This window comes from Streptomyces dangxiongensis (assembly GCF_003675325.1).
Classification (GTDB): Bacteria; Actinomycetota; Actinomycetes; order Streptomycetales; family Streptomycetaceae; genus Streptomyces; species Streptomyces dangxiongensis.
The window spans coordinates 3,813,965-3,833,820 of sequence record NZ_CP033073.1 but is presented as its reverse complement, the minus strand read 5'-3'; the positions used below and the strand labels follow the sequence as shown (position 1 = coordinate 3,833,820).

Sequence of the window (19,856 nt, the reverse complement as noted above, 5' to 3'; positions counted from 1 at the left end):
GTGCCGCACGTCGAGAAGGACTACGAGGCCGTGTATCTGCCGGACCAGCGGGCCGGGTTCGTGTGGGACCTCTCCGGTGGGCGGCTCGTCATCTCCGGCGGCTGCCCGGCGTGCGCCGGCCCGACCGTGCACCCGGTCCCGGACGTGATGCCCGGCGCGGTGACGATGGGCCGGCGCCGCCGCACGGCGGAGGAGACGGTCCCGGACGAGGTGTACATGCAGTGCCGGTGCCTGCGGGCGCACGCCGGGGACGAGCAGGAGACCGGGGGGTGCGGCGCCGCGTGGACGGCGGTCCGCCCGGCGGGTGCCGGCGCGTGACGGCGTCCGGGAGGAGGTACACACCCCTGGAACTGCGGCGCGCCCAGGGGCGGCTGGACGCGATGGTGGAGGGCCAGGTGGCGATCGCCCGGGCGCAGGCGGAGGGCTGGCGGAACTTCCTCACCCTCGCCACCGGGCTGCTCGCCGCCGTCCTGGTCCTCAAGGGCCGTGAGAACGTCGCCGAACTGCCCGCCGGTTACCGGCTGACGGTCGTCGTGCTGGTGGCGACGGGGCTGGTGGCGCTGCTCGTCGCCGCCTTCGCCGCCGTGTCGGCCGCCCACGGCCGGCCCGGTGACCGGCTGCCGTACGCCCATGCCGTGGCGCTGCTGGACTGGGAGCGGGTGGAGCGGGACCGGATCGCGAAGCGGATCCGGGTCACGCGCTGGGCGACCGTGCTCGGCGTGTCGGCCACCGCGCTCGGGATCCTGGCCACCTGGGTGGCCCCGGGGCCCGACGAGCCGGCGCGGTCGGTCCTGGTGCACACCCGCGGGCAGACGGTGTGCGGCGAACTGCTGGCGGCCGACGGCAGCGGTGTCACGGTCAGGCTCCGGCAGGGCGGCGCGAACGGCAAGGGTGCCGCGACGGTCCGCCACCTGACCTGGCAGCGCGACGCGGTGAGCGTGGCCCCCACGGACAAGTGCTGAACCGCCCGCCGGGACCGGTCGTCAGGTTCCCTCACCGGTGACGGTGGTCTCGGCACGGGACGGCCGCCGCGTCGCCACGGTCGTGGTCACCCGCACGAGGCTGGGCCTGCGGGGGGCCGAACCGAACCCGAACCGCACGGGCGGTACGACCGGCGCGAGCGGTCCGAGGTCCCGGCCGGCCCGGAGCACGGTGGCCGACACGACCGGGCGGAGATCGAGCGCGCCGTACCACTCGCGCCGCCCGCCGCCCGCGCTGCCGCGGGTGCGCACCCCCAGCAGCCGGGCGGGGAGGTACGTCACCGCCGTCCAGGCCGGCCGGGCGGCGAGCGGTGCGGGCACGGCCCGCAGCAGCAGCCCCGGCAGACCGCGCCGGCCCGCGGTGAAGCACAGGTCCAGCGGGCCGGCCGCGACCGTCCACCGTGCCGCCTCGACCCGCACGGAGACGGGCGTGATCTCGACGTCGTCGAAGTGGTAGGTGCCGGCGATGAAGTCCGCGATCCGCCGGGAGGGCGCGAGTAGCTGCCGGTGCCCGTCCTCCCGTTCGACCATGACGTCACTGAACGGCCCGAACGGCGACCGCGTCCAGTGCCCCAGCACCACACGGGTGCCGGACGCCGTCCCGAGACCGGCGATCCAGCCGTCGAATCGCATCATCGGCTTCCTCCCGGCCGCAGACGTGACCTCCGCCGGTCCGCCCGCCGGGTACCCGCTCGCGGCACACCATGTGCCCAATCTCCGGCCCGCCCGGGGCCCCGGTGGCCGGACGGTCACACGCCGCTCTCGGGCGATCTGGGCAGGTGCCGTACCACGAAGTCGACCAGTGTGGAGATGGACTCCAGGCACTCCAGGCTCAGGTCCTGGGCCGCCACGTCGACGCCGTAGCGGTCGGTGATGGCGGACAGCAGGGTCACGCCGGCGAGCGACGACAACGAGAGCTCGGCGCCGAACAGCTTGGTGTCCGAGGGCAGCCGCTCGACGCGGGCCCGCTCCGCACGCGTCGCGTCGGCCAGCATCCCGCGGATCTCCCGCTCCACCCGGGTCCGTCGTGCGCGCGAGGTGTCTTCGGTCATGAGGGCGTTCCGATCGGCAGCGGACGCACCCGCAACCAGGCGGGCCAGGGGGGCAGGTCCCCATGAAGGGTCCGGGACAGCGTCACCGTCGACGGCGCCGGACCGCCGCCGTCGGCGCCGGCCCGCAGGCCGGCCTGGCGGAACAGCAGCCGCAGCTCGGTGTTGGCCTCGGTCGGCCTGAGATCCAGCGCGAACGTGTCCGCGCCGGCCGACCGGGCCTGTTCCATCAGCCAGCGAAGGAAGGCCACGGAGGCACCCCGGCCGGCGATCCGGCAGGACAGCGCGAACAGCGGCACCGACCACTCGGCGGGACCGGGCCGAACCAGCGCCGTGCCGATGATGCCGTAGTCCCCGAACCGGTCGGTCATACGGGCTGTGAACAGCCGGTGTCCACCCCGCTCGACCAGGACCCGGACCTGCTCGCGGTCCAGGCCGGAGGAGTTCAGCCGGTGGGTGCGCTCGGCGAGTTCCAGTGCCCGCGGCAGCTCCGCACCGCCCGCCGCACCGGCCTCCATCCGCATCCCGCACCACCGCAGGAACTCCTCCCTGCCGCCCGCGAAGCGCTCGCCCGCCCGGCGGCGGGCCTCCTCGGTGCGGTACAGGCCGGCCCGCGCGCGTGCCTCCGGGGTGACCGGCCGCCCGGCGAGGGCGTCCAGCAGCGCGGGCACGTCCTGAGGGGCCGCCGTGCGCACCCCGGGCAGCAGGGCCTCCACCTCGGCCCGCTCGTACGGGGAGTCGTCGACCAGGAGCAGCGACTCCACGGCCACACCCAGCTCCGCGGCGATGGCGCGCAGGGCGTGGCTCTTGTCCTGCCAGGAGACCCGCGGGGCCAGGAAGCGGGCGGCGAGCCGGGGGTCACGGGTGACGCGCTCCAGCACCTCCGGGGCGCTGCGGCTGGCGATGCCGCTGAGCACACCGTGTCCGGCGAGCGTGTCGACCGCCGCCAGCATGTCGGGCCGGACCTCCGGGAGCCCGCCGTCGGCGCGCTCGACCGCCACGCCGTCCCACAGGGTCCCGTCCAGGTCCCACACCACGCACTTGACGCCGTCAGCGCTCGGCATGGCTCGGATCCCGCCGTACGGCCGGCGGGCTGTCGTCCGCCGCGGGCAGGCGCAGCTTCATCACCAGGTTGGTCGGGGTGAAACCGAACTTCCGGTACAGGGTGCGCATCGGCACGTTGGCGACGTGCACCCGGCCGACGACCTCGCTGAGCCCGTGCCGTACGGCGAAGTCCAGCCCCGAGGAGATCAGCAGCTCCGCGATCTCGGCCCGGCGCTCCACCGGGGCCACGGCCAGCGAGCGGAAGTTCGCGTACCGGTCACCGGTCATCGTGTTCTGGTTGATGCTGACCCACAGCCAGCCGATCGCCGGGTCGCCCGGCCGGTGCGCGACGAACATCCCTTCCCTGGACTTCTCCATCGCGCGCGCCAGACGTGTGCGGTGCCGCAGGGGATCGTCCACGGCGTCACCGCCGAAGGAGACACGCGCGATGTCGACCTCGAAGGCCCCGATCACCGGCAGGTCGTGCTCGCCGGCCTGCCGGGTGACGTAGGGAGCCGCCCGTTGCTCCAGCAGGGCACGCTCGTCCGGGGTGGGGGGCCGCCAGGTCCGGTCGGCGAGGACGGACGGGGCCGGCTCCTCGAAGGCCTCCAGCGCGGCTGCCTCCTCGGCGGTTCCCGGTACGGCGGCCTCCCCGGCTGCCTCCGGTACGGCGGCCTCCTCGACGGGCCCCGGCGCGCTCCGGGGCCGCGGGCCGCCGTCGGTGTCCGGGGCCGGGACCGCCGGTTGCCGGGTCCGGTCCTCCGGCTGCCGGTGCTGGTTCTCCGCTCCGAGGGGCACCAGCGGGCCGGGACGGAAGGGACCCTTGCCGCAGTTCGGACAGCCCTCCGCGCGCAGCACGCCGACCGAGGTCCACTTCGCCCCCGCGCCGACCCGGACCATCTCACCGCAGGCCACGCACTCGTACATCCGCTGCCGCGAGCGCTTGTCACCCGTGTAGAGGGGACCCTGGTAGCCGCCTTCCTGGGAGGGCGCGGTCGCGCTCGTGGTCAGCAGATGCTGGAAGAATCCGACACCGCCGAGAATTCCGCTGCCCTCGTACTCGTTGAAGTTGCGGATGTATCCGTTGGTGACGAGACCGAGTTCCATGATTTCGCGCTGCACCTGGAGCATTTCGTCCGGGCTCTTTCCACCGAACGAGAAGAAGATGCTGTGGGCCGGCCCCTGGCGAAGTCCCTCCACCGCACGCGAGAGGAACAGCCGGGCGCCCTCCGGTGTGTACGGCGGATCGGTCATCGCGACATCGAACTGACGGTGCAGTCCTTCCGGCAGCGGATTCCGCAGATCGTGCTGCACCGTCTCTATGCGGGTACCGAGATCCGCCGACACCCGCTCGATGTAACCGAGGATGTCGGGCGAGATGTCGACCACCGTCACCTGGTCGACGAGCGGCGCGCCGAGCACGTCCCCCACCACGGCGACCGCCAGCGAGATCAGGTCGTCGTCGCCGATCAGGAGCAGCGAGCCGCCGGGCAGCGTGCCGGCCGACAGCAGCGCCAGGACCCGCCGCACCTTGGTCTCGGAGGTGCACTTGGACTGGTCGAGCGTCATGTCGGCGGCCGGGCCGTCCCCCATGACGGCGTCCAGCCGGGCGACGGCTTCCTCCAGCACCTCCGGGATCACCAGTTCCCGCCCGTCACAGGTGTGGCAGGTGGCGTCCAGGGTGAGATCCATGCCCAGCTCGGTGACGACGGCCCGGCCGGCCGGGGTGAGCTGCGACGGCCGCTCGTGGGTGATCAGCCCGCGGCTGCGCAGTTCGTTCCCCACGGCCGCCACGATCGGCACGGGAAGCCCGACCGCCCGGCTGATGTCCTTGGTGGAGGCCGGAGCCAGCCGGCGGATGGCACGCAGGATCGACCGCACACCCGGAGGCCCCTCCTGGAGCCTGACGGCGTCCGCGACGTCATTGAGCACTCGGTCGGCGCTGAGACGGCGGTGTCGTCCGCGGGCGTTCGTCACAATGCTGCTCCACATGGGGTGAGAATGTTCGTGCCAGTATACGGGCCCGGCAAAGTGCGATGCCAGGTGTCTAAGGGCGTTCCAGCAATTCCAGAAAACGGCTGTTCCAGCTTTTTTCCTGGTCCGCGATATCGTCGAGCATTTCGGCTGTGCGGATCACGGCCGGAGCGCCTTTTCGTATCCGGAGAAAGAAATAGTTGCGAATGGTCTCCCACTGCCGGGCGAGCGCGTCCGCCGTGACGGCGGCCTCGTGCAGCGCCGGCATCCCGCAGACCGTCGCCGCCAGCCGCAGGAAGCGCGCGTTCAGCGCCCGCTGGCTGGCCAGCTCGCCGAACCAGGCGCTGATCGAGATCATTCCCACCGGCGTGGGCGCGGCGAACCCCTCCGGCGCCTCCCGCAGCCGGCGCGCGCTCCGGCGCAGCAGGCCCGTCTCGCCGGCCCCGGCCGCGTAGGCGGTGGCGGTCCGCGCGATCGATGCGCGGAAGCGGTCGGCGGCGGGGGCGGTGACGGGGCCGGGCAATGGTGTGACGACGATGGTGCGGTGCCGCCAGTCCGGGTCGCCCCGGTGGCCGTCCGCCAGTTCCGGCGCGGACACCGCCGCCAGCAGGGTCCGGCTGTCCAGGGTGCCCTCGTGGAGCGAGCCCCGGTAGCGGTCCACCACCTCGTAGCCGTCGTCCGCGGTGGCGCGCAGCACCACCCGGTGACAGTGGTGCTGCTGCCGGTACTGCGCGGTGTAGGGCAGGTGGAAGGCGTCGACGAACACGATGACGGGGGTGCCCTCGCCCAGTCGTTCGCCGAGGTACCGTCCGACCTCCCGCGGTCCGTCGTGCACGATCTGGCGCGACGTCAGGCCGTACCAGCCGGCCAGGACGTCCTCCGCCGTCCGCCGGCGGGTCGCCACGTCCTCCAGGGGCCATTCCGAGCCGCTGAGCGGCCGCTCCCGGTAGCCCCAGTCGTCGCCCAGTACGGCGGGATCGCGCCCGAGCCAGGCCGTTATCGTGCCGAACGTGGCGGCAATGCAATCCAGCGCGGTGAAATCCGGGTCGTCCCCCGACGGCCTTACCAAGAAAATGCACCCCTCCGCTGGCCGGCCAACAAGACTTCGGCGGGCGCCGCGGCGGACGGAACCGCAGGCCACCGCAGCGCGCTGCGGTAGGTTACCCTGCGTGCTAGCCTGGTGTGGCTAAGTGTCGGCAGTCGGGATGTCAAGGCCCCGATCCGGTCACCGTGATCGTTGTGAATCCGCGTGGGTGAATCCGCGCGGTGAATCCCCTGGAGAGGAGATGCGGGAAGCGGCTCAGGCGCGCGCTTCCCGGAGCGCCATGAGTAATCCCGCGGAACTCGCCACCGAAGGTATAGACGTCGACGACCTGTGCTCCTACGCGGTCGACGTATGGGTGAGCGATCACAGCATTCTGACCGATGAGCAGCGCCTTCTGAAGGTGCTGCGCGACGCCGCGGACAAGGGCAACGCCAAGGTTCTCGGGGAGGCGTCGCATGTCTTCCCCAACGGCGCCGTGACCGCGATTCTTCTGCTTTCCGCGTCGCATCTGAGCATTCACACCTGGCCGGAATTCAGCCTTGCCAACGTCGATCTGCTCGCCTACGGCCGGCTGAACGGCGAGCGCATGATGCAGAGCGTCGAACTCGGGCTCTCCCCGACCAGGATCAACGTGACCCGGATGCTCCGGGCCGTGCACTGAGCACTCGGTCGTCGGCAGGTACCGGGTCCGGACCACCGGCCCGGGGCTCCGGCCTGTCTGCTGGGAACAGGCCGACTGAGCTAGCATGGTGTGGTGTCTAGGGAGTATCGGTCGCGGGGATGACGTACGGGCCCCTGTGTCCGGGCATCTGTGAGGAGATGGATCATGGGACGCGGTCGCGCACGTGCGAAGCAGGCCAAAATCGCTCGCGAACTCAAATATCGCGCTCCCAGCACCGATCTCAGGGCACTCCAGCAGGAACTGGCGTCCGCTGACGACGACCCACGCCCTGCTTCGGCGGACATCCTGATCGACGAGGACGACACCGACGAACGGGAACGTCCGCTCGACCCGCAGTGACCTCCCCGCGCCTCCTTCCCGTCCCGGACGCCCGGCACCCTCTCGTCTACAGCCAGCCCTCCAGTGACTCCACGAACGCGTCGAAGTGATCGCGGTGGGGGGAGTGGCCGACGTCCGGCAGCGTGCGCACCGCGAAACCCCGGTCCCGCAACTCCCGTCGGTGCGGTGGGCTGATGAGCGAGCTGGGGTCGGCCGCCTGGACCAGTGAGGGCACCAGCGGCCGGTCCGGGGTGTGATCGACGCGCCGGTACGCGGAGAGCGCGTGGGCCGATGACTCGTCCCACGCCGTGAGCGCCGCCAGTTCGGCCGCGACCCGGTCCTCGTCCCACTCCGGCCGGAACGTGTTCATCAGCAGCCGGGGAACGCGCTTGAACGCCGCGAAGGCCGCCGGGTCCAGGGTGCCGTCGGGTCCGCCGAGCCGCCAGGCGGGCTCCGAGTACACGGCCCGGCCGGGCCTCAGCCGTCCCACCGCGAGCGCCAGCGCCAGGGCGCCCAGCGAGTGACCGAGCATCAGCTCGGGACCCGCGTCCAGCGTGTCCACCAGGTCGTCGGCGAAGTCCTCCGGGGAGTAGGACCCGCGCGGGCTGCGGCCGTGACCGCGCAGGTCGACGGCGACGACCCGGTAGCCGTGCCCGGTCAGCACCGGTACCAGCGGATCCCAGGTGCGGTGGTCCGCCATGATGCCGTGCACCAGCACCGCGGTCCGGGCGCCCGCACCCCACCGCCGGGTGTGCAGCCGCATCTCAGCGCGCTGCCCGGCCGGAAACCGTCTGTGCGAGCCGGCGCACCGCGTCCAGGGCGGCCGCCGGCGCCCACAGGCGTTCCACGGACGCGGCCGGCTCCGCCTCCGGCAGCCGGGCCGCGAGGTTCTTGCCGTACCGGACGATCCGGCGGCTGGTCGCCTCCAGGACCTGGAGCCGGTACGGCCACAGCGCCTCCTGCTTCGCCTCGACCGCCCGCTCGTCCAGGGGCACGGGCACGGGGGCCAAAGGTCCGTCCCACTCCACGGACAGCCGCGCCGACGCCGTCCCCGGGTCGGCGAAGAGCGAGTACGGCATGTCCTCGTAGAACGCCACGCGTTCCGCGGCCAGTTCCCCCTCGGTCACGAGCCGGCGGACCGCCTCCCGGGCCAGGACGTGGTCGACATGGCCGCCCACCGCGAGCGGCACGAGCACCAGATGCTCGCCGGCCAGTTCCCGGGCGAGGTCCGCGGTGACCCGGTCCAGCAGCTCGGGCTCCGCGGCACGCACCCGGGCCGCCGCGTCGTCCTGGAGGAGGAAGCCGTCGGCCCAGGCCGCCCGGGCCTCACCGTCGACATGTCCGAGCAGGGTCAGCGAGGTGTCCAGCACCCGGCAGGCGACGCGCTCCTCCTCGATCAGCGTCCGGGAGGCCAGCTCGGGCCGTTCCTGGTAGTAGGGCCGCCGGGTCCACGTCTCGTGCGAGAACACGTCCACCACGCGTCCGCCGGACCGGTGCAGCAGCCCGCCCAGGGCCAGTTGGGCGTCGTCGGGGTGCGGGGAGACGATGACCGGGGGGAGGCCGGGAGCCGCGGGCCGTAGGGGCGCCGCCGGCGCGACGACCAGCAGGCCGGCCCCGTACCAGCGGGTGATCAGCTCCTGGTCCCCGGCGTCGAAGGACGACAGCGGACGCGTTCCGTCGCACGCGCGCCACAGCCGCGCGCCGTCCGCGGGGAACAGACCGGTGTCGACCGGCTCGCCCAGGAAGCGCACCGACGCGCCGTCAAGAACAAGGTGCGGCAGGCCCGTTGGCCGGTCGGACGGTGCGAGTGCCTTCGTCGACCGCCGGGACGGCGGTGTGGCAGGGCGCTGCGGCATGCCGAGCAGTGTAAAGCACCGTCCGATCATGGAACTATGGGAGAAGCACACCCGGCGGAAAGGGTCCCGGAAGGCTCGCGAGGCCTTCGGGACGGACCTCGGACACGGTGAAGGGCTGACACATGTACGTACTGTCCTGGGGGCTCGAACCGGCCGACCTCTCCGCTCTGGAGGAGGCCTGCGAGCAGGCGGGACTCCCCCTGGAGGCACCGGCCGTGGACGCCGGCGGCCCGGCCGGTCACCGCCGCGACGACCTGCTGGTCGCGTTCACCGGCGCACACGGGCCCGCCGACCCGCGGGAGATCACCCGCGACGGCGCCTACGTCGTCACGGTGCAGAGCGCCCCGGACGCCGCCGGCACCCTGCGGGCCGTACGGGCGGGGTCGAGCTTCCTGATGGCCTCCCCCCTGCGCGAGGAGCGGCTGCGCTCCTTCCTGACCTATCTGCGGGACGTCGCCGCGCCCACCGCCACCCAGGTGCTGGACCTCGACGACTCGGGGCTCCTCGCCACGCCGTCCGCCTCCGTGCGGCTGACCGGGGCGGAGGCGAAGGCCCTGCGCGCGCTCGCCGACCGGTCCGCGCGCATCGTCGCCCGGCCCGAACTGCTGCGGCTCACCGGTGAGGACCCCCGCGACCTGGTGGAGGCCCTGCGCGCGCGGTTCCGGGAGATCGGATCGGGCGCCCAGATCCTGAAGGTGCCGCACATGGGGTTCCGGCTGGTCGGCGAGGTGCGCACCACGACCGCCGCCCCCCGGTGACCGGCGCCCAGGACGCCACGCGGCCCGTCCAGGTGTGGTGGGCCCGGCTGTCCGGCGACCGGCCGCGACTGCGCCGACTGCTCGACCCGGTGGAGACCGCCCGCTACGAGGCGACCGTCGACCCGCTGGGCCGGCAGCAGTTCCTGGTCGGCTGCGCGCTGAGCCGGCTGGTGCTCGGCCGCCTCCTCGGCATGCCGGCCGCCCGGGTGCCGCTGCGCCGGGTCTGCCCGCGCTGCGGCGGCCCGCACGGCAAGCCCGCCCTGGACCCGGCGGCGGACCCGCCGGACGGCCTGCGCTTCTCGGTCAGCCACAGCGGGCCCACCGTGGGCCTGGCCGTGTGCCGGGGCGCGGACATCGGGCTGGACGTGGAGCGGGCCGACGACCCGCCCGACGTGGACCTGGTGGCGCCACGCGTCCTGTCCGCGGCCGAACTCGCCGTGCTGCACGCCCTGGAGCCCGCCGACCGGACCGCCGCCCTGCTGCGGTACTGGACCCGCAAGGAGGCGGTGCTCAAGGCCCTGGGCACCGGACTGCGGCTGCCACTGCGCCGCCTGGAGGTGTCATCGCCCGGCGGCCCGGCCCGGGTCGAGCGGTGGCAGGACCGGCCCGCACTCGTGCCGGACCTGCGGCTGGCGGACCTCGTCGTGGAGGAAGGGCATCCCGCGACCGTGTGCGTGACCGGCGGTGCACGACCCCTGATCACCCAAGAGGACGCGCACGCACTGCTGTTGGGGGCGGACTAGCAGCCCGCCACCCGGCGGTGCGAAGGTGGGGGCGGCGGCTGCCACGTGTGTACGATCCACATCTGCCCAGCCTCAGGCGCGGGGAAGGACCGGACCGAGATGACCGATGTCGTTCTGTTGACTCCGCGGGAGATCAACACAGGCAGTGCCAGTCTGAACAACCAGAACGTGGCGATCACCGACGAGGAGTACGTCCGGCTGGACCCGGCCCTGCGCGCCTTCTACGAGAAGGTGCGGGAGAACCTGGGGCTCGCCTGCATCACGGGGTACCTGCGACACGCCGGACACACCGTCACCTCGCTGAACCTGCACGGCCGCGCGCCCAGCGACGAGGCGGTCATCGAGCTGATCCGCCGCGAGAAACCCCGCTTCGTGGGCATCAGCATCATGTACGACCTGCACATCATCGACGCCATCCGGCTCATCAGGTGCGCCCGCGCCGCCGACCCCGGCGTGTTCATAGCCATCGGCGGCGCCTTCTGCACCTACAACGCCAAGCTCATCGCCGAGCGGGTGCCCGAGGCCGACTGTGTCGCCTTCGGTGAGGGCGAGCTGACGGTCGTCGGCCTGGTGGACCGGCTGACGGCGGGCACCGACTGGCGCGAGACACCCGGGATCTACTACCGCGACGGCGACCGGGTACGCACCAGCGGCATGCCGGTCCTGCCGGACCTCGCCCACCTGGTCTGGCCGGCCCGGGACGTCCTTGAGACCCACCGGGCGGCCGGTATCGCGACCCCCGTGGCCTCCACGTTCACCAGCCGCGGCTGCCACGCCAAGTGCACCTTCTGCTACGCCCCGCGCCAGCCCGGAGTCGTCGACGGCTTCTGGCGGCTGCGCCCGCCCGGTGACGTGGTCGACGAGATCGAGTACCTGCAACGGGAGTTCGGCACCCGCTTCATCTGGTTCAACGACGACAACTTCGGCGGCGCGTTCAGCGACGGCTTCGCGCACGCCGTGGAGTTCGCCGAGGAAGTGCTGCGGCGCGGGCTGAAGTTCCAGTTCCACTGCGAGTTCCGGGTGGACTCCGGACTGATCGACCACGAGGCGCTCGGACTGCTGCGCCGGGCCGGGCTCGCCTCGGCGCTGCTGGGCATCGAGTCGGGATCGCCCGGCATGCTGCGGCGGTTCAAGAAAGGCACGACCGTCGCGTACAACCTCGACGCGGCCCGGATGTTCAAGCGCGAGGGCCTCGGCCTCGACCCCGGCTGGATCATGATCGAGCCCAAGACCTCCCTGGACGAACTGTGGGAGAACCTGGGCTTCATCGTGGCGGCCCGCATCCACGAGACCGACAACCCGTTCTTCCTCGTCAACCGCGCCATCGCCCTGCGCGGCACGGAGATGTACGACCGGATCGAGGAGCCGCTGGCCCCGGCGGACATCGCCGGCAAGGAGGGCGACGCCTTCGACATCCTGCGCACGGCCCGCCGTGACTACCGCGTGCCCGACCCACGGGTGGAGGCGCTGTGGGGGGCGTGGAGCGCGATCGGCGAGGAGATCAGCGACTGGAAGGAGAACGTCCTTCCCTTCCTCGCCCAGGACCTCGCCGTGGCCGCCCGCCGGCTGCGCGGCACGCCGGCGGCCACCGCCGAGGACGGCCCGCGTGCCCTGCTGAGCCGGCTGCGGGCCTGGCGCAACGGACTGCCCGAGCTGTTCCTGACGTTCGTCAACTTCGGTCTGGTGCTGGCGGAGACGGACCCGCCGGATCTCGCCGAGCGCCTCGACGCGGAGCTGCGCGCGGTCGTGGCGGAGTACGACGGCGAGCACCTGGGAGTGCCGTTCGCCGAGTTCAAGGGCCGCGTGGACGCCGTCCGCGCGCCGGAGACCGTCGGAGCGGGGGCCGCGCGATGACCCTGCGTTACGGTGTGGTCGGCTGCGGCCGGGTCTTCCAGCGGTTCCACCTGCCCGAGGTGACCCGGCACGAGGACGTCGAGCTGGTGGCCGTGTGCGACGCGGACGAGGCCGGCGCCCGCAAGGTGCTCGGTCCGGCCGCCGACGGGGTGCTGGTCACCACCGACCTGACGGAGTTCCTCGGCGCGGGCCGGCCCGACGTGGTCGCCGTGTGCACCCCGAACGACGCGCACACCGGGCCGGTGCTGGCCGCCCTGGCCGCCGGGGCCCACGTCCTGTGCGAGAAGCCGCTCGCCGCGGACCTCGACGAGGCCCGGCGGCTGGCCGCGGCCGATTTCGCCGGCCGGCTGTCGGTCAACCTGCCCTACCGCTTCCACGAGCTGGTGCCGGTCTTCCGCGACGCGCTCCCCGGCGACCTGCACGAGGTCACCCTGACCTTCACCACGGCCGGTCAGCGCCTGTGGCGTCCGGTGACGAACTGGTACGGCGACCCGCGACGGGCCGGTGGCGGGGCGCTGCTGGACCTCGGCGCGCACGCGCTGGACCTGCTGGGCGCGGTGTTCGGCGGGCCGGCGGAGGCGGTCGGCTGCCGGGTGGACCGGCAGGGCGCGGAGGAGCGGGTGGTCGCCGAGGTGAAGCTGCCCGCGGGGCCGGCGACCGTGCGGATCGACCGGGCGAGCCGGACCCTCGGGCTGGGTGTCGAGGCGGTCGGCGCCGACGGGGAGAGCGTGGTGCTCGACCTGAAGCGGGGGGAGGTCCGCGGCGCCGCCGGAGTGGTCACGGCGAGCGAACGGCAGCCGGAGCTGGCCGCGATCCGCGGCTTCCTGGACGCGGTCACGGGCCGGGCCGGCGGCCGGACGGTACCGGCCGCCGAGGCGCTGGCGGTGCAGGAGCTGATCGCGCGGCTCTACGCCGTCTCGGTGTGCGTGGAGGGGCTGACCGTCTGACGGGCCGCGCCCGCCTCCGGGCCGCCGTCGCCGCTGATCACGGGCCGGAACGCCTGCTTCATCATGCGCAGCCGGGCCTGTGAGCGCTCGCCCGAGTACAGGTGGGTGCGGCCGATCTCCTCGTCGGTGACACGGTCCAGGAAGTAGAGGTTGATCACGTCCGACGGCGTCGCGCACGTCTTGCAGAAGGCGAAGCGCGGCCGGTCGTGCATGAACAGGTCGTAGTGCTGGTGGGAGCCGTACTGATCGAGCAGGAGCGTACGGTTCTCCGCCAGGTTGCCCATCGGCTTGACCCAGGCGTGCGGGCAGGCCGACACCTCGCCCTGGCCGAACAACTGGGCCATCGTCGCGGTGACGAAGCAGCCCATGGTGCGCACGTTGGTGCGTAGCTGGTCGGCCATGTGCTCGACATAGGCCCGCGGCGGCAGCACGGAGCTGAACTCGTCGTACCGCTCGACCAGGGGCACCAGGTGGTCGCCGGCCGGCGGGCCCATCCGCTCGGCGGTCTCGCCGCGGACCGGGAAGAAGTAGAGGGTGGCCCGGCCGGCGTACCGGTCCCGCAGGAACTCGGCGAACTGAAGCTGCCCGTGGTAGTTGGCGTCGGTGAGGACGGACTGGATGTCGATCTTCAGTCCGGCCTTCGCGGCGGTGTCGAGGCCGCGCATGATGACGTCGTGCAGCTTGGCCTGTTTGGGCGGCAGCCGATGCCGGTTCAGTTCCAGCGTGTGGCCGTCCAGCGAGATGTTGAGCTGTACGTTGCCCAGGGCGGCCAGCGCCTCGACGCGCCGCTCGTTCAGGAAAACGCCGTTGGTGATGACCTGGACCGTCTCGTAGCGGCGGCTCGCCTCCTCGACGAATTCCGTCGATCCCTTCAGCCAGAAGAACTCACCGCCGGAAAGCCGCAGAATGGGGGCGTCCACGTGTTCGTGGTAGAGGTCGAGTATCTCGTGCCAGTCCTGGCGCCGGTCGGTGGTGAGCCGGAGCCGGGCGTCCGGGACGTTCATGAGGAGGTTGTATTCCTCGGTGAGGCAGTAGGAGCAGCGCATATGGCAGAGCTGCTCCTCGATCACCATGTCGTTCACCAGGAAGGGCAGGCGGTCGCCGTCTGCCGCCATGGCGGTCATCGCGGCGCGGAACTTTTCCTTAAGGCGCATGAGATTCCCCGGAGAAGGTGCGGTGGACGAGTGCGCTCCGGCAGGCGATCGGGTCGCACGCGGTTCCTGCCTGCGTCGGTGGCCACGGGACGGCGTGCCGCAACCCTAACCGGACCGCAACGGCCGCACCAGTGGCCCACCGGCCGCGCGGGACCAGCGGGTTAGCATGTGCGCCCGACGCGGGAGAGCCGGGGGATCACGATGAACACACCGTCCGGGACAGCGAATTCGGGCGCGGCGGGGGACATACGCCGTATCGAGGTGGCGCTGCGGGACCACGGCTACGCGGTGCACATCGGCCCCGGAGCCCGCCGGCTGCTGCCCTCGGTCGTGCGGGACCTCGGGGCGCGGCGCGTGGTGGTGGTGACGGCCCTGCCCGACGCGGACCTGCCCGATCCCGGGGTGCCCTGCCACGTCGTACGGGCCCGGGACGGGGAGAGGGACAAGACCCTCGCCACGGTGGAGGAGTACTGCCGGGCCTTCGTACGGTTCGGGCTGACCCGCTCGGACGCGGTGGTCGCGGTCGGCGGCGGTACGGTGACCGACACGGTGGGCCTGGCGGCGGCCCTGTACCACCGGGGCGTCCCCGTGATCCACGTGCCGACCACCCTGCTCGCCCAGGTCGACGCGAGCGTCGGCGGCAAGACCGCGGTCAACCTTCCCGAGGGCAAGAACCTGGTCGGCACCTACTGGCAGCCCGCCGCCGTCCTGTGCGACACGGACCACCTCGCCACCCTGTCGCCCCGCGACATGCTCTCCGGCTACGGCGAGATCGCCCGGTGCGCCTTCATCGGCGCGGGCGACCTGCGTGGACTGCCGCTGCACGAGCAGATCGCGGCCGGCGTGGCCCTGAAGGCCGCCGTCGTCGCCCGGGACGAACGTGACCAGGGGCTGCGGCACATCCTCAACTACGGTCACACGCTGGGCCACGCGATCGAGCGGGCCACGGACTACGCCTGGCGGCACGGCGAGGCGGTCGCCGCCGGCACCGTCTTCGCCGGCCGCCTGGCCGGGGCGCTGGGCCGCGTCGACGACCGGCGGGTGGCCGAACACCAGGAGATCGTGGCGCACTTCGGCCTGCCGACCTGGCTGCCGTCCGGGGTCTGCGCGCAGACGCTCGTCTCGCTGATGCGGCGGGACAAGAAGGGCCTGGACACCGCGGACGGTGCGCTGACGTTCGTCCTCGACGGGCCGGACGGCGCCGAACTGGTGCACTCCGTACCGGAGTCGGTGGTCCGCTCCGCCCTCGCCGCCATGCCCACCGGCCCCGAACCCACCGCCGGGGCCCGGCCGGACCCCGCCTGAGGGTGGCCGTGTCCCACCCGACGGCACCGGGCCGACCCGTGCGGAACAGGCACGCTCCGTGGTGCGTACGGCTCGTCCCGCGCGAACCGCTTTTCGGTCGGCCGTCCACGGCCCGCTGACAGGCGGAGACCTTCGTGCGAGCATGGGTCCATGATCGAGCGCGCACAGGCCGTGGCCCTCGCACAGCGGGCGCTGATCCACCTGGAGCAGGGCACCACGGACCAGGCGCACGACATCCTGCGCGTCCCGGTCTCGGACTACCTGGACGCCGGACTCTGGCACGAGGAGATCGACCGCGTCTTCAAACGCGTCCCGCTGATGGCCGCGCTGACGGCCGAACTGCCCCGCCCGGGCGACTACAAGGCCGTGGACATGCTGGGCGTGCCGCTCCTGCTGTCCCGGGGCCGCGACGGCCTCGTACGGGCCTTCCTCAACGTCTGCCGGCACCGCGGCGCGCAGCTCTGCCCGGCCGGCACGGGCACCCGCCACCGCTTCCGCTGTCCCTACCACGCCTGGGTCTACGACGACCGGGGCGCGCTCGTCGCCGTCCACCGCCCGCACACCTTCGGCGACGTCGAGGCCGGCGACTTCGGGCTGCGCCCGCTGCCGGCCGCGGAGCGGCACGGGTTCGTGTGGGTGCGGCTGACCGGCGCCGAGCCGATCGACCTGGACGCCTGGCTCGGCGAGGAGTACGGCACCGAGCTGGCGCGGCTGGACCTCGCCGCCTGGCACGTGTACGAACAGCGTGAACTTCCTGGGCCGGGCTGGAAGGTGGCCTACGACGGCTACCTGGAGAACTACCACGTGCAGGCGCTGCACCGGACGACGTTCGCGCCCACCAACACGTCGAACCTGATGGTGGTCGACGCCTTCGGACCGCACCAGCGCATTCTGTATCCGTCCAAGTCGCTCGCGTCACTGCGGGACGTGCCGGAGAGTGAATGGGACCCCGCCGCGCACTGCGGGACGGTGTACACGTTCTTCCCGAACGTGTCGATCGCCGGCACCTGGGACGGGCACGCCGTCGTTTCGCAGATACTCCCCGGGCCCACCCCCGGGCAGAGCCGCACCATTCAGACGGTGCTGACCCGCGAGCCCTGTGAAAGCGAGGCGGAGCGCGCCTACCTGGCCGAGTTCAGCGAACTGCTGCGCCGTGGTGTTCTCGAGGAGGATTACCGTACGGGCGCGCAGGTTCAGGCGGCTCTCGGGTCCGGCGCCAATACGCACTTCGTTTTCGGGCGCAACGAACTGGCGCTCCAGCATCATCACCGTTCCCTCAAAGCGCTCCTGGGTCATGACACCGCTAAACCCGAGGAAGCCGTAAGGGAGTTGGTGGACACCCCACGGACCGCCGACTAGATTGTCATCCGACCAGACCGATGGAAAGGGCACCTGTGAACCGCGACGAAGTGCTCCAGGAGATACACCAGATCGCCAAGGAGTTCGCCGCCTCCAGCGGCCGCACGGTCAACGAGAACAGCCAGAACTTCCTCGACGCCTACGGCTTCACGTCGCTCGACGCGCTGGAGTTCCTGCTGCTGCTGGAAGAGCGGTTCGGTGTCACTTTCGAGGACGAGGACCTGACCGAGGACACCCTCACCTCCGAGGACCGTCTCGCGGAGTATGTCGTCGAGCGGCTCGGCTGACGCTTCGTGGGCGCGCCGACACCGCCGCGGCTGACGGAGGTCGCGGACGGCTTCCACGTCCATTCCGCCAGCTCGCTGGACGCCCGGTTCCTGTACCGGGAGATCTTCGAGGGCGGCACCTATGCCCGGGTGGACCTGCCCGAGGAGCCGTTCGTCATCGATGTCGGCGCCAACATCGGACTGTTCACGCTGTTCGTGAAGCAGCGGCGGCCGAAGGCCGAGGTGCTGGCCTTCGAGCCGCTCCCGGATCTCGTCGCGGCACTGCGTGCGAACGCCGGCCGGTTCGCCCTGGACCGGGTGGCCGTGCACGAGCGGGCCCTGGGCGCCGAGGACCGGGACGGCGTGGAGTTCACGTACTACCCGCTGCTGCCCAGCAGCTCCACCCTGTTCCCGCAGGACCAGGGACAGCTCCGCGAGCTGCTCGGCCGCAGCTTCCCGCCGCGGGTCGTGGAGCGGATGTTCCGGGGGCGCCGGGTCTCCGTGCGCGTCGACCGGCTCACCCCCTACCTCGACGGCGGACGGTCCGTCGACCTGTTGAAGATCGACGCCGTCGGCTCCGAACTGGCCGTGCTGCGCGGCGTCGAGGAACGGCTGTGGCCGCTGCTGCGATCGGTGTTCATCGACGTCCAGGACGTCGGCGGCCGGGTGGCCGAGGTGTGCCGCCTGCTGCGCACGATGGGCCTGGACCCGGCCGTCCATGAGCCGCCCGCCTCGGGCGGCGACGGCCTGAACTACGTGATCCACGCCGTACGGCCGTGACGGTGGAAACCTCTCAGCCTTCGTGAAGGGACGGACCGGCATGCTGACACTCGGCCTCGGCGGCTCCAACCACGACTTCGCCGCATGCCTCGTCTCGGACGGTGCCATCGCCGCCGGCATCGAGGAGGAGCGCGTACGCCGGGTCAAGTACTCGGTCGGTGTGAACTCGCTGTTCAACCAGTCCTGGCGGTACTGCCTCGACATGGCCGAGGCCCGGCTGGCCGACGTGGACGTCATCGTCGCCGACGACACCCTGCTGGCGCCCGCCTACTTCCCGTTCCGCAAGCGGGTCCACCTCATCCGCCACCACATGGCGCACGCCTCCTCGGCCTTCTACCCGTCGCCCTTCGAGCGGGCCGCGATCCTCGTCGTCGACGGGGCCGGCAGCCTCATCGAGGGCGAGGGCGTGGAGACGCTCACCACGGCCGTCGGCGAGCACACCACCATCACCGAGCTGACGAAGGTCTACGGCACCAACTGGTCCACCGACGGCCTCAGCGCCCTGCGGGTGTACCAGGCCGGCGACAGCGACCACTCCCTCGGCTACATGTACAAGGCGGTCAGCAAGGCCATCGGCTTCGTGCTGTACGAGGACCGGCACTGGTACCTGTCCGAGGACGGCAAGACCATGGGGCTCGCCCCCTACGGCACCCCGCGCTACTGCGACACGTTCCGCCGGTACCTGGAGCTGCTGCCCGACGGCCGCTACCGGCTGCACCTGAAGAACGGCGGCCTGCTCGACTTCATCGAGCACGCCCTCGACGGCTACGAGGGCGAGGAACGCTTCGCCCGCGGCGCCGACCTCGCCTACGCCGCGCAGGACACCCTGGAGGAAGCCCTCCTGCACGTCGCCCGCCGGCTGCACGCCGACACCGGCCTGACCGACCTGTGCCTGGCGGGCGGCGTCGCGCTGAACTGCGTGGCAAATGGCCGGCTGCTGCGGGAGACCCCGTTCGAGAACGTCTTCGTCCAGCCGGCCGCCGGTGACGGCGGCTGCGCCGTCGGCAACGCCTACTACGGCTACCACGTCGTCGCCGGCCGGCCGCGCGCCGAACCGGCCCGCACCGCCCAGCGCCACGCCTACCTCGGGCGCGGCTACGGCGACGGGGAGATCCGGGCCGCGCTCGACGCCTCCGGTCTGCCCTACCGCAAGGTGGACAACCCGGCCGAGGTGGGCGCCGCCCTGCTGGCCCGCGGAGAGCTGCTCGGCTGGTTCACCGGCGGCTCCGAGTTCGGCCCCCGGGCGCTCGGCCACCGCAGCATCCTCGCCGACCCGCGGCGCGCGGAGATGAAGGACATCATCAACGCACGGGTCAAACACCGGGAGGGATTCCGGCCGTTCGCGCCCGCGGTGCTGCGCGAGCACGCCCCGGACTACTTCGAACTGGACATCGAGTCGCCCTACATGCTGATCGTCGCGCCGGTACGGCCCGAGAAGCAGGGCGAGGTGCCGGCCATCGTCCACGTCGACGGGACGGCCCGGGTCCAGACGGTCACCCGGGCCGACAACGGGGTCTACCGGGAGCTGATCGAGCACTTCCACCGGCTGACGGGTGTGCCGGTGATCCTCAACACGTCGTTCAACGACCGCGGCATGCCCATCGTGGAGACCCCCGAACAGGCACTGGACTTCTACGGCGGCAGCCGGCTGGACCATCTCCTCATGGAGGGCTACCTGGTCGCACACTCCGCCGAGGACCTGGACGCGGCGGTGGCGGACGCCCCTACCGAGTGAGAGGAGA

21 protein-coding genes are annotated in these 19,856 nt (G+C 72.2%); 13 read left to right on the top strand and 8 right to left on the bottom strand.

Annotation, left to right across the window (positions count from 1 at the left end):
- The gene (locus D9753_RS17120) at nt 1–318 is read left to right on the top strand and encodes a hypothetical protein (protein ID WP_121787794.1); all 318 of its coding nucleotides are present in this window, start codon (nt 1–3) and stop codon (nt 316–318) included.
- Nucleotides 315–962, top strand: coding sequence for a hypothetical protein (locus D9753_RS17115; RefSeq protein ID WP_121791123.1), 648 nt, complete (start codon nt 315–317; stop codon nt 960–962). The genes D9753_RS17120 and D9753_RS17115 overlap by 4 nt, the downstream gene beginning before the upstream one ends.
- A gap of 21 nt (nt 963–983) precedes the next feature.
- On the opposite strand, the gene D9753_RS17110 is transcribed toward D9753_RS17115, so the two are convergent.
- The 5 genes from D9753_RS17110 to D9753_RS17090 all read right to left on the bottom strand — a co-directional run bounded on the left by D9753_RS17110 (nt 984) and on the right by D9753_RS17090 (nt 6,116).
- The gene (locus D9753_RS17110; RefSeq protein ID WP_121791122.1) at nt 984–1,613 is read right to left on the bottom strand and encodes a hypothetical protein; all 630 of its coding nucleotides are present in this window, start codon (nt 1,611–1,613) and stop codon (nt 984–986) included.
- A 116-nt stretch (nt 1,614–1,729) separates the two neighbouring features.
- The gene (locus tag D9753_RS17105) at nt 1,730–2,032 is read right to left on the bottom strand and encodes an acyl carrier protein (protein ID WP_121787793.1); all 303 of its coding nucleotides are present in this window, start codon (nt 2,030–2,032) and stop codon (nt 1,730–1,732) included.
- Complete coding sequence (locus D9753_RS17100) at nt 2,029–3,093, bottom strand: FkbH-like protein (RefSeq protein WP_121787792.1); 1,065 nt, start codon at nt 3,091–3,093, stop codon at nt 2,029–2,031. The genes D9753_RS17105 and D9753_RS17100 overlap by 4 nt, the downstream gene beginning before the upstream one ends.
- Complete coding sequence (locus D9753_RS17095; protein WP_240468201.1) at nt 3,080–5,065, bottom strand: GNAT family N-acetyltransferase; 1,986 nt, start codon at nt 5,063–5,065, stop codon at nt 3,080–3,082. Before D9753_RS17095 ends, D9753_RS17100 begins: the two co-directional genes overlap by 14 nt.
- A gap of 55 nt (nt 5,066–5,120) precedes the next feature.
- Nucleotides 5,121–6,116, bottom strand: a complete 996-nt coding sequence (locus tag D9753_RS17090) for a BtrH N-terminal domain-containing protein (protein WP_163010725.1) — start codon at nt 6,114–6,116, stop codon at nt 5,121–5,123.
- A 256-nt stretch (nt 6,117–6,372) separates the two neighbouring features.
- On the opposite strand from D9753_RS17090, the gene D9753_RS17085 reads away from it, so the two are divergent.
- Together D9753_RS17085 and D9753_RS17080 are read left to right on the top strand one after the other, a co-directional pair.
- Nucleotides 6,373–6,753 (top strand): S-adenosylmethionine decarboxylase family protein, encoded by a 381-nt coding sequence (locus D9753_RS17085; protein WP_121791121.1) that lies wholly within the window; start codon nt 6,373–6,375, stop codon nt 6,751–6,753.
- A gap of 165 nt (nt 6,754–6,918) precedes the next feature.
- Entirely contained in the window at nt 6,919–7,113 is a 195-nt protein-coding gene (locus D9753_RS17080) for a DUF3073 family protein (protein ID WP_121787789.1), read from the top strand.
- A gap of 46 nt (nt 7,114–7,159) precedes the next feature.
- Here D9753_RS17080 and D9753_RS17075 read toward each other — a convergent pair whose 3' ends face one another.
- A complete protein-coding gene (locus D9753_RS17075) occupies nt 7,160–7,855 on the bottom strand; it encodes an alpha/beta fold hydrolase (RefSeq protein ID WP_121787788.1) in 696 nt (231 codons plus the stop codon).
- Between the two features lies 1 nt (nt 7,856).
- The gene (locus D9753_RS17070) at nt 7,857–8,948 is read right to left on the bottom strand and encodes a PIG-L deacetylase family protein (protein ID WP_163010724.1); all 1,092 of its coding nucleotides are present in this window, start codon (nt 8,946–8,948) and stop codon (nt 7,857–7,859) included.
- A 122-nt stretch (nt 8,949–9,070) separates the two neighbouring features.
- On the opposite strand from D9753_RS17070, the gene D9753_RS17065 reads away from it, so the two are divergent.
- The 4 genes from D9753_RS17065 to D9753_RS17050 all read left to right on the top strand — a co-directional run bounded on the left by D9753_RS17065 (nt 9,071) and on the right by D9753_RS17050 (nt 13,250).
- The gene (locus D9753_RS17065; protein WP_121787786.1) at nt 9,071–9,706 is read left to right on the top strand and encodes a helix-turn-helix domain-containing protein; all 636 of its coding nucleotides are present in this window, start codon (nt 9,071–9,073) and stop codon (nt 9,704–9,706) included.
- The gene (locus tag D9753_RS17060) at nt 9,703–10,449 is read left to right on the top strand and encodes a 4'-phosphopantetheinyl transferase family protein (RefSeq protein ID WP_121787785.1); all 747 of its coding nucleotides are present in this window, start codon (nt 9,703–9,705) and stop codon (nt 10,447–10,449) included. The genes D9753_RS17065 and D9753_RS17060 overlap by 4 nt, the downstream gene beginning before the upstream one ends.
- Before the next feature lie 99 nt (nt 10,450–10,548).
- Nucleotides 10,549–12,303, top strand: coding sequence for a B12-binding domain-containing radical SAM protein (locus D9753_RS17055; protein WP_121787784.1), 1,755 nt, complete (start codon nt 10,549–10,551; stop codon nt 12,301–12,303).
- A complete protein-coding gene (locus D9753_RS17050) occupies nt 12,300–13,250 on the top strand; it encodes a Gfo/Idh/MocA family protein (protein ID WP_121787783.1) in 951 nt (316 codons plus the stop codon). Before D9753_RS17055 ends, D9753_RS17050 begins: the two co-directional genes overlap by 4 nt.
- On the opposite strand, the gene D9753_RS17045 is transcribed toward D9753_RS17050, so the two are convergent.
- Nucleotides 13,211–14,404, bottom strand: a complete 1,194-nt coding sequence (locus tag D9753_RS17045) for a radical SAM protein (RefSeq protein ID WP_240468200.1) — start codon at nt 14,402–14,404, stop codon at nt 13,211–13,213. The two genes, D9753_RS17050 and D9753_RS17045, sit on opposite strands and share 40 nt — an antisense overlap.
- Nucleotides 14,405–14,605: 201 nt before the next feature.
- Between D9753_RS17045 and D9753_RS17040 the strand changes: the two genes are divergently transcribed.
- From D9753_RS17040 to D9753_RS17020, 5 genes are all read left to right on the top strand, one after another.
- Entirely contained in the window at nt 14,606–15,709 is a 1,104-nt protein-coding gene (locus D9753_RS17040) for a 3-dehydroquinate synthase family protein (protein WP_121787782.1), read from the top strand.
- A gap of 150 nt (nt 15,710–15,859) precedes the next feature.
- Nucleotides 15,860–17,068, top strand: coding sequence for an aromatic ring-hydroxylating oxygenase subunit alpha (locus D9753_RS17035; protein WP_121787781.1), 1,209 nt, complete (start codon nt 15,860–15,862; stop codon nt 17,066–17,068).
- Between the two features lie 35 nt (nt 17,069–17,103).
- On the top strand, nt 17,104–17,355 hold the full coding sequence (locus D9753_RS17030) for a phosphopantetheine-binding protein (RefSeq protein ID WP_163010723.1): 252 nt from the start codon (nt 17,104–17,106) through the stop codon (nt 17,353–17,355).
- Nucleotides 17,356–17,361: 6 nt separating this feature from the next.
- A complete protein-coding gene (locus tag D9753_RS17025) occupies nt 17,362–18,114 on the top strand; it encodes an FkbM family methyltransferase (RefSeq protein ID WP_121787779.1) in 753 nt (250 codons plus the stop codon).
- A gap of 40 nt (nt 18,115–18,154) precedes the next feature.
- Nucleotides 18,155–19,849 (top strand): carbamoyltransferase family protein, encoded by a 1,695-nt coding sequence (locus D9753_RS17020; protein ID WP_121791119.1) that lies wholly within the window; start codon nt 18,155–18,157, stop codon nt 19,847–19,849.
- Nucleotides 19,850–19,856 lie beyond the last annotated feature (7 nt).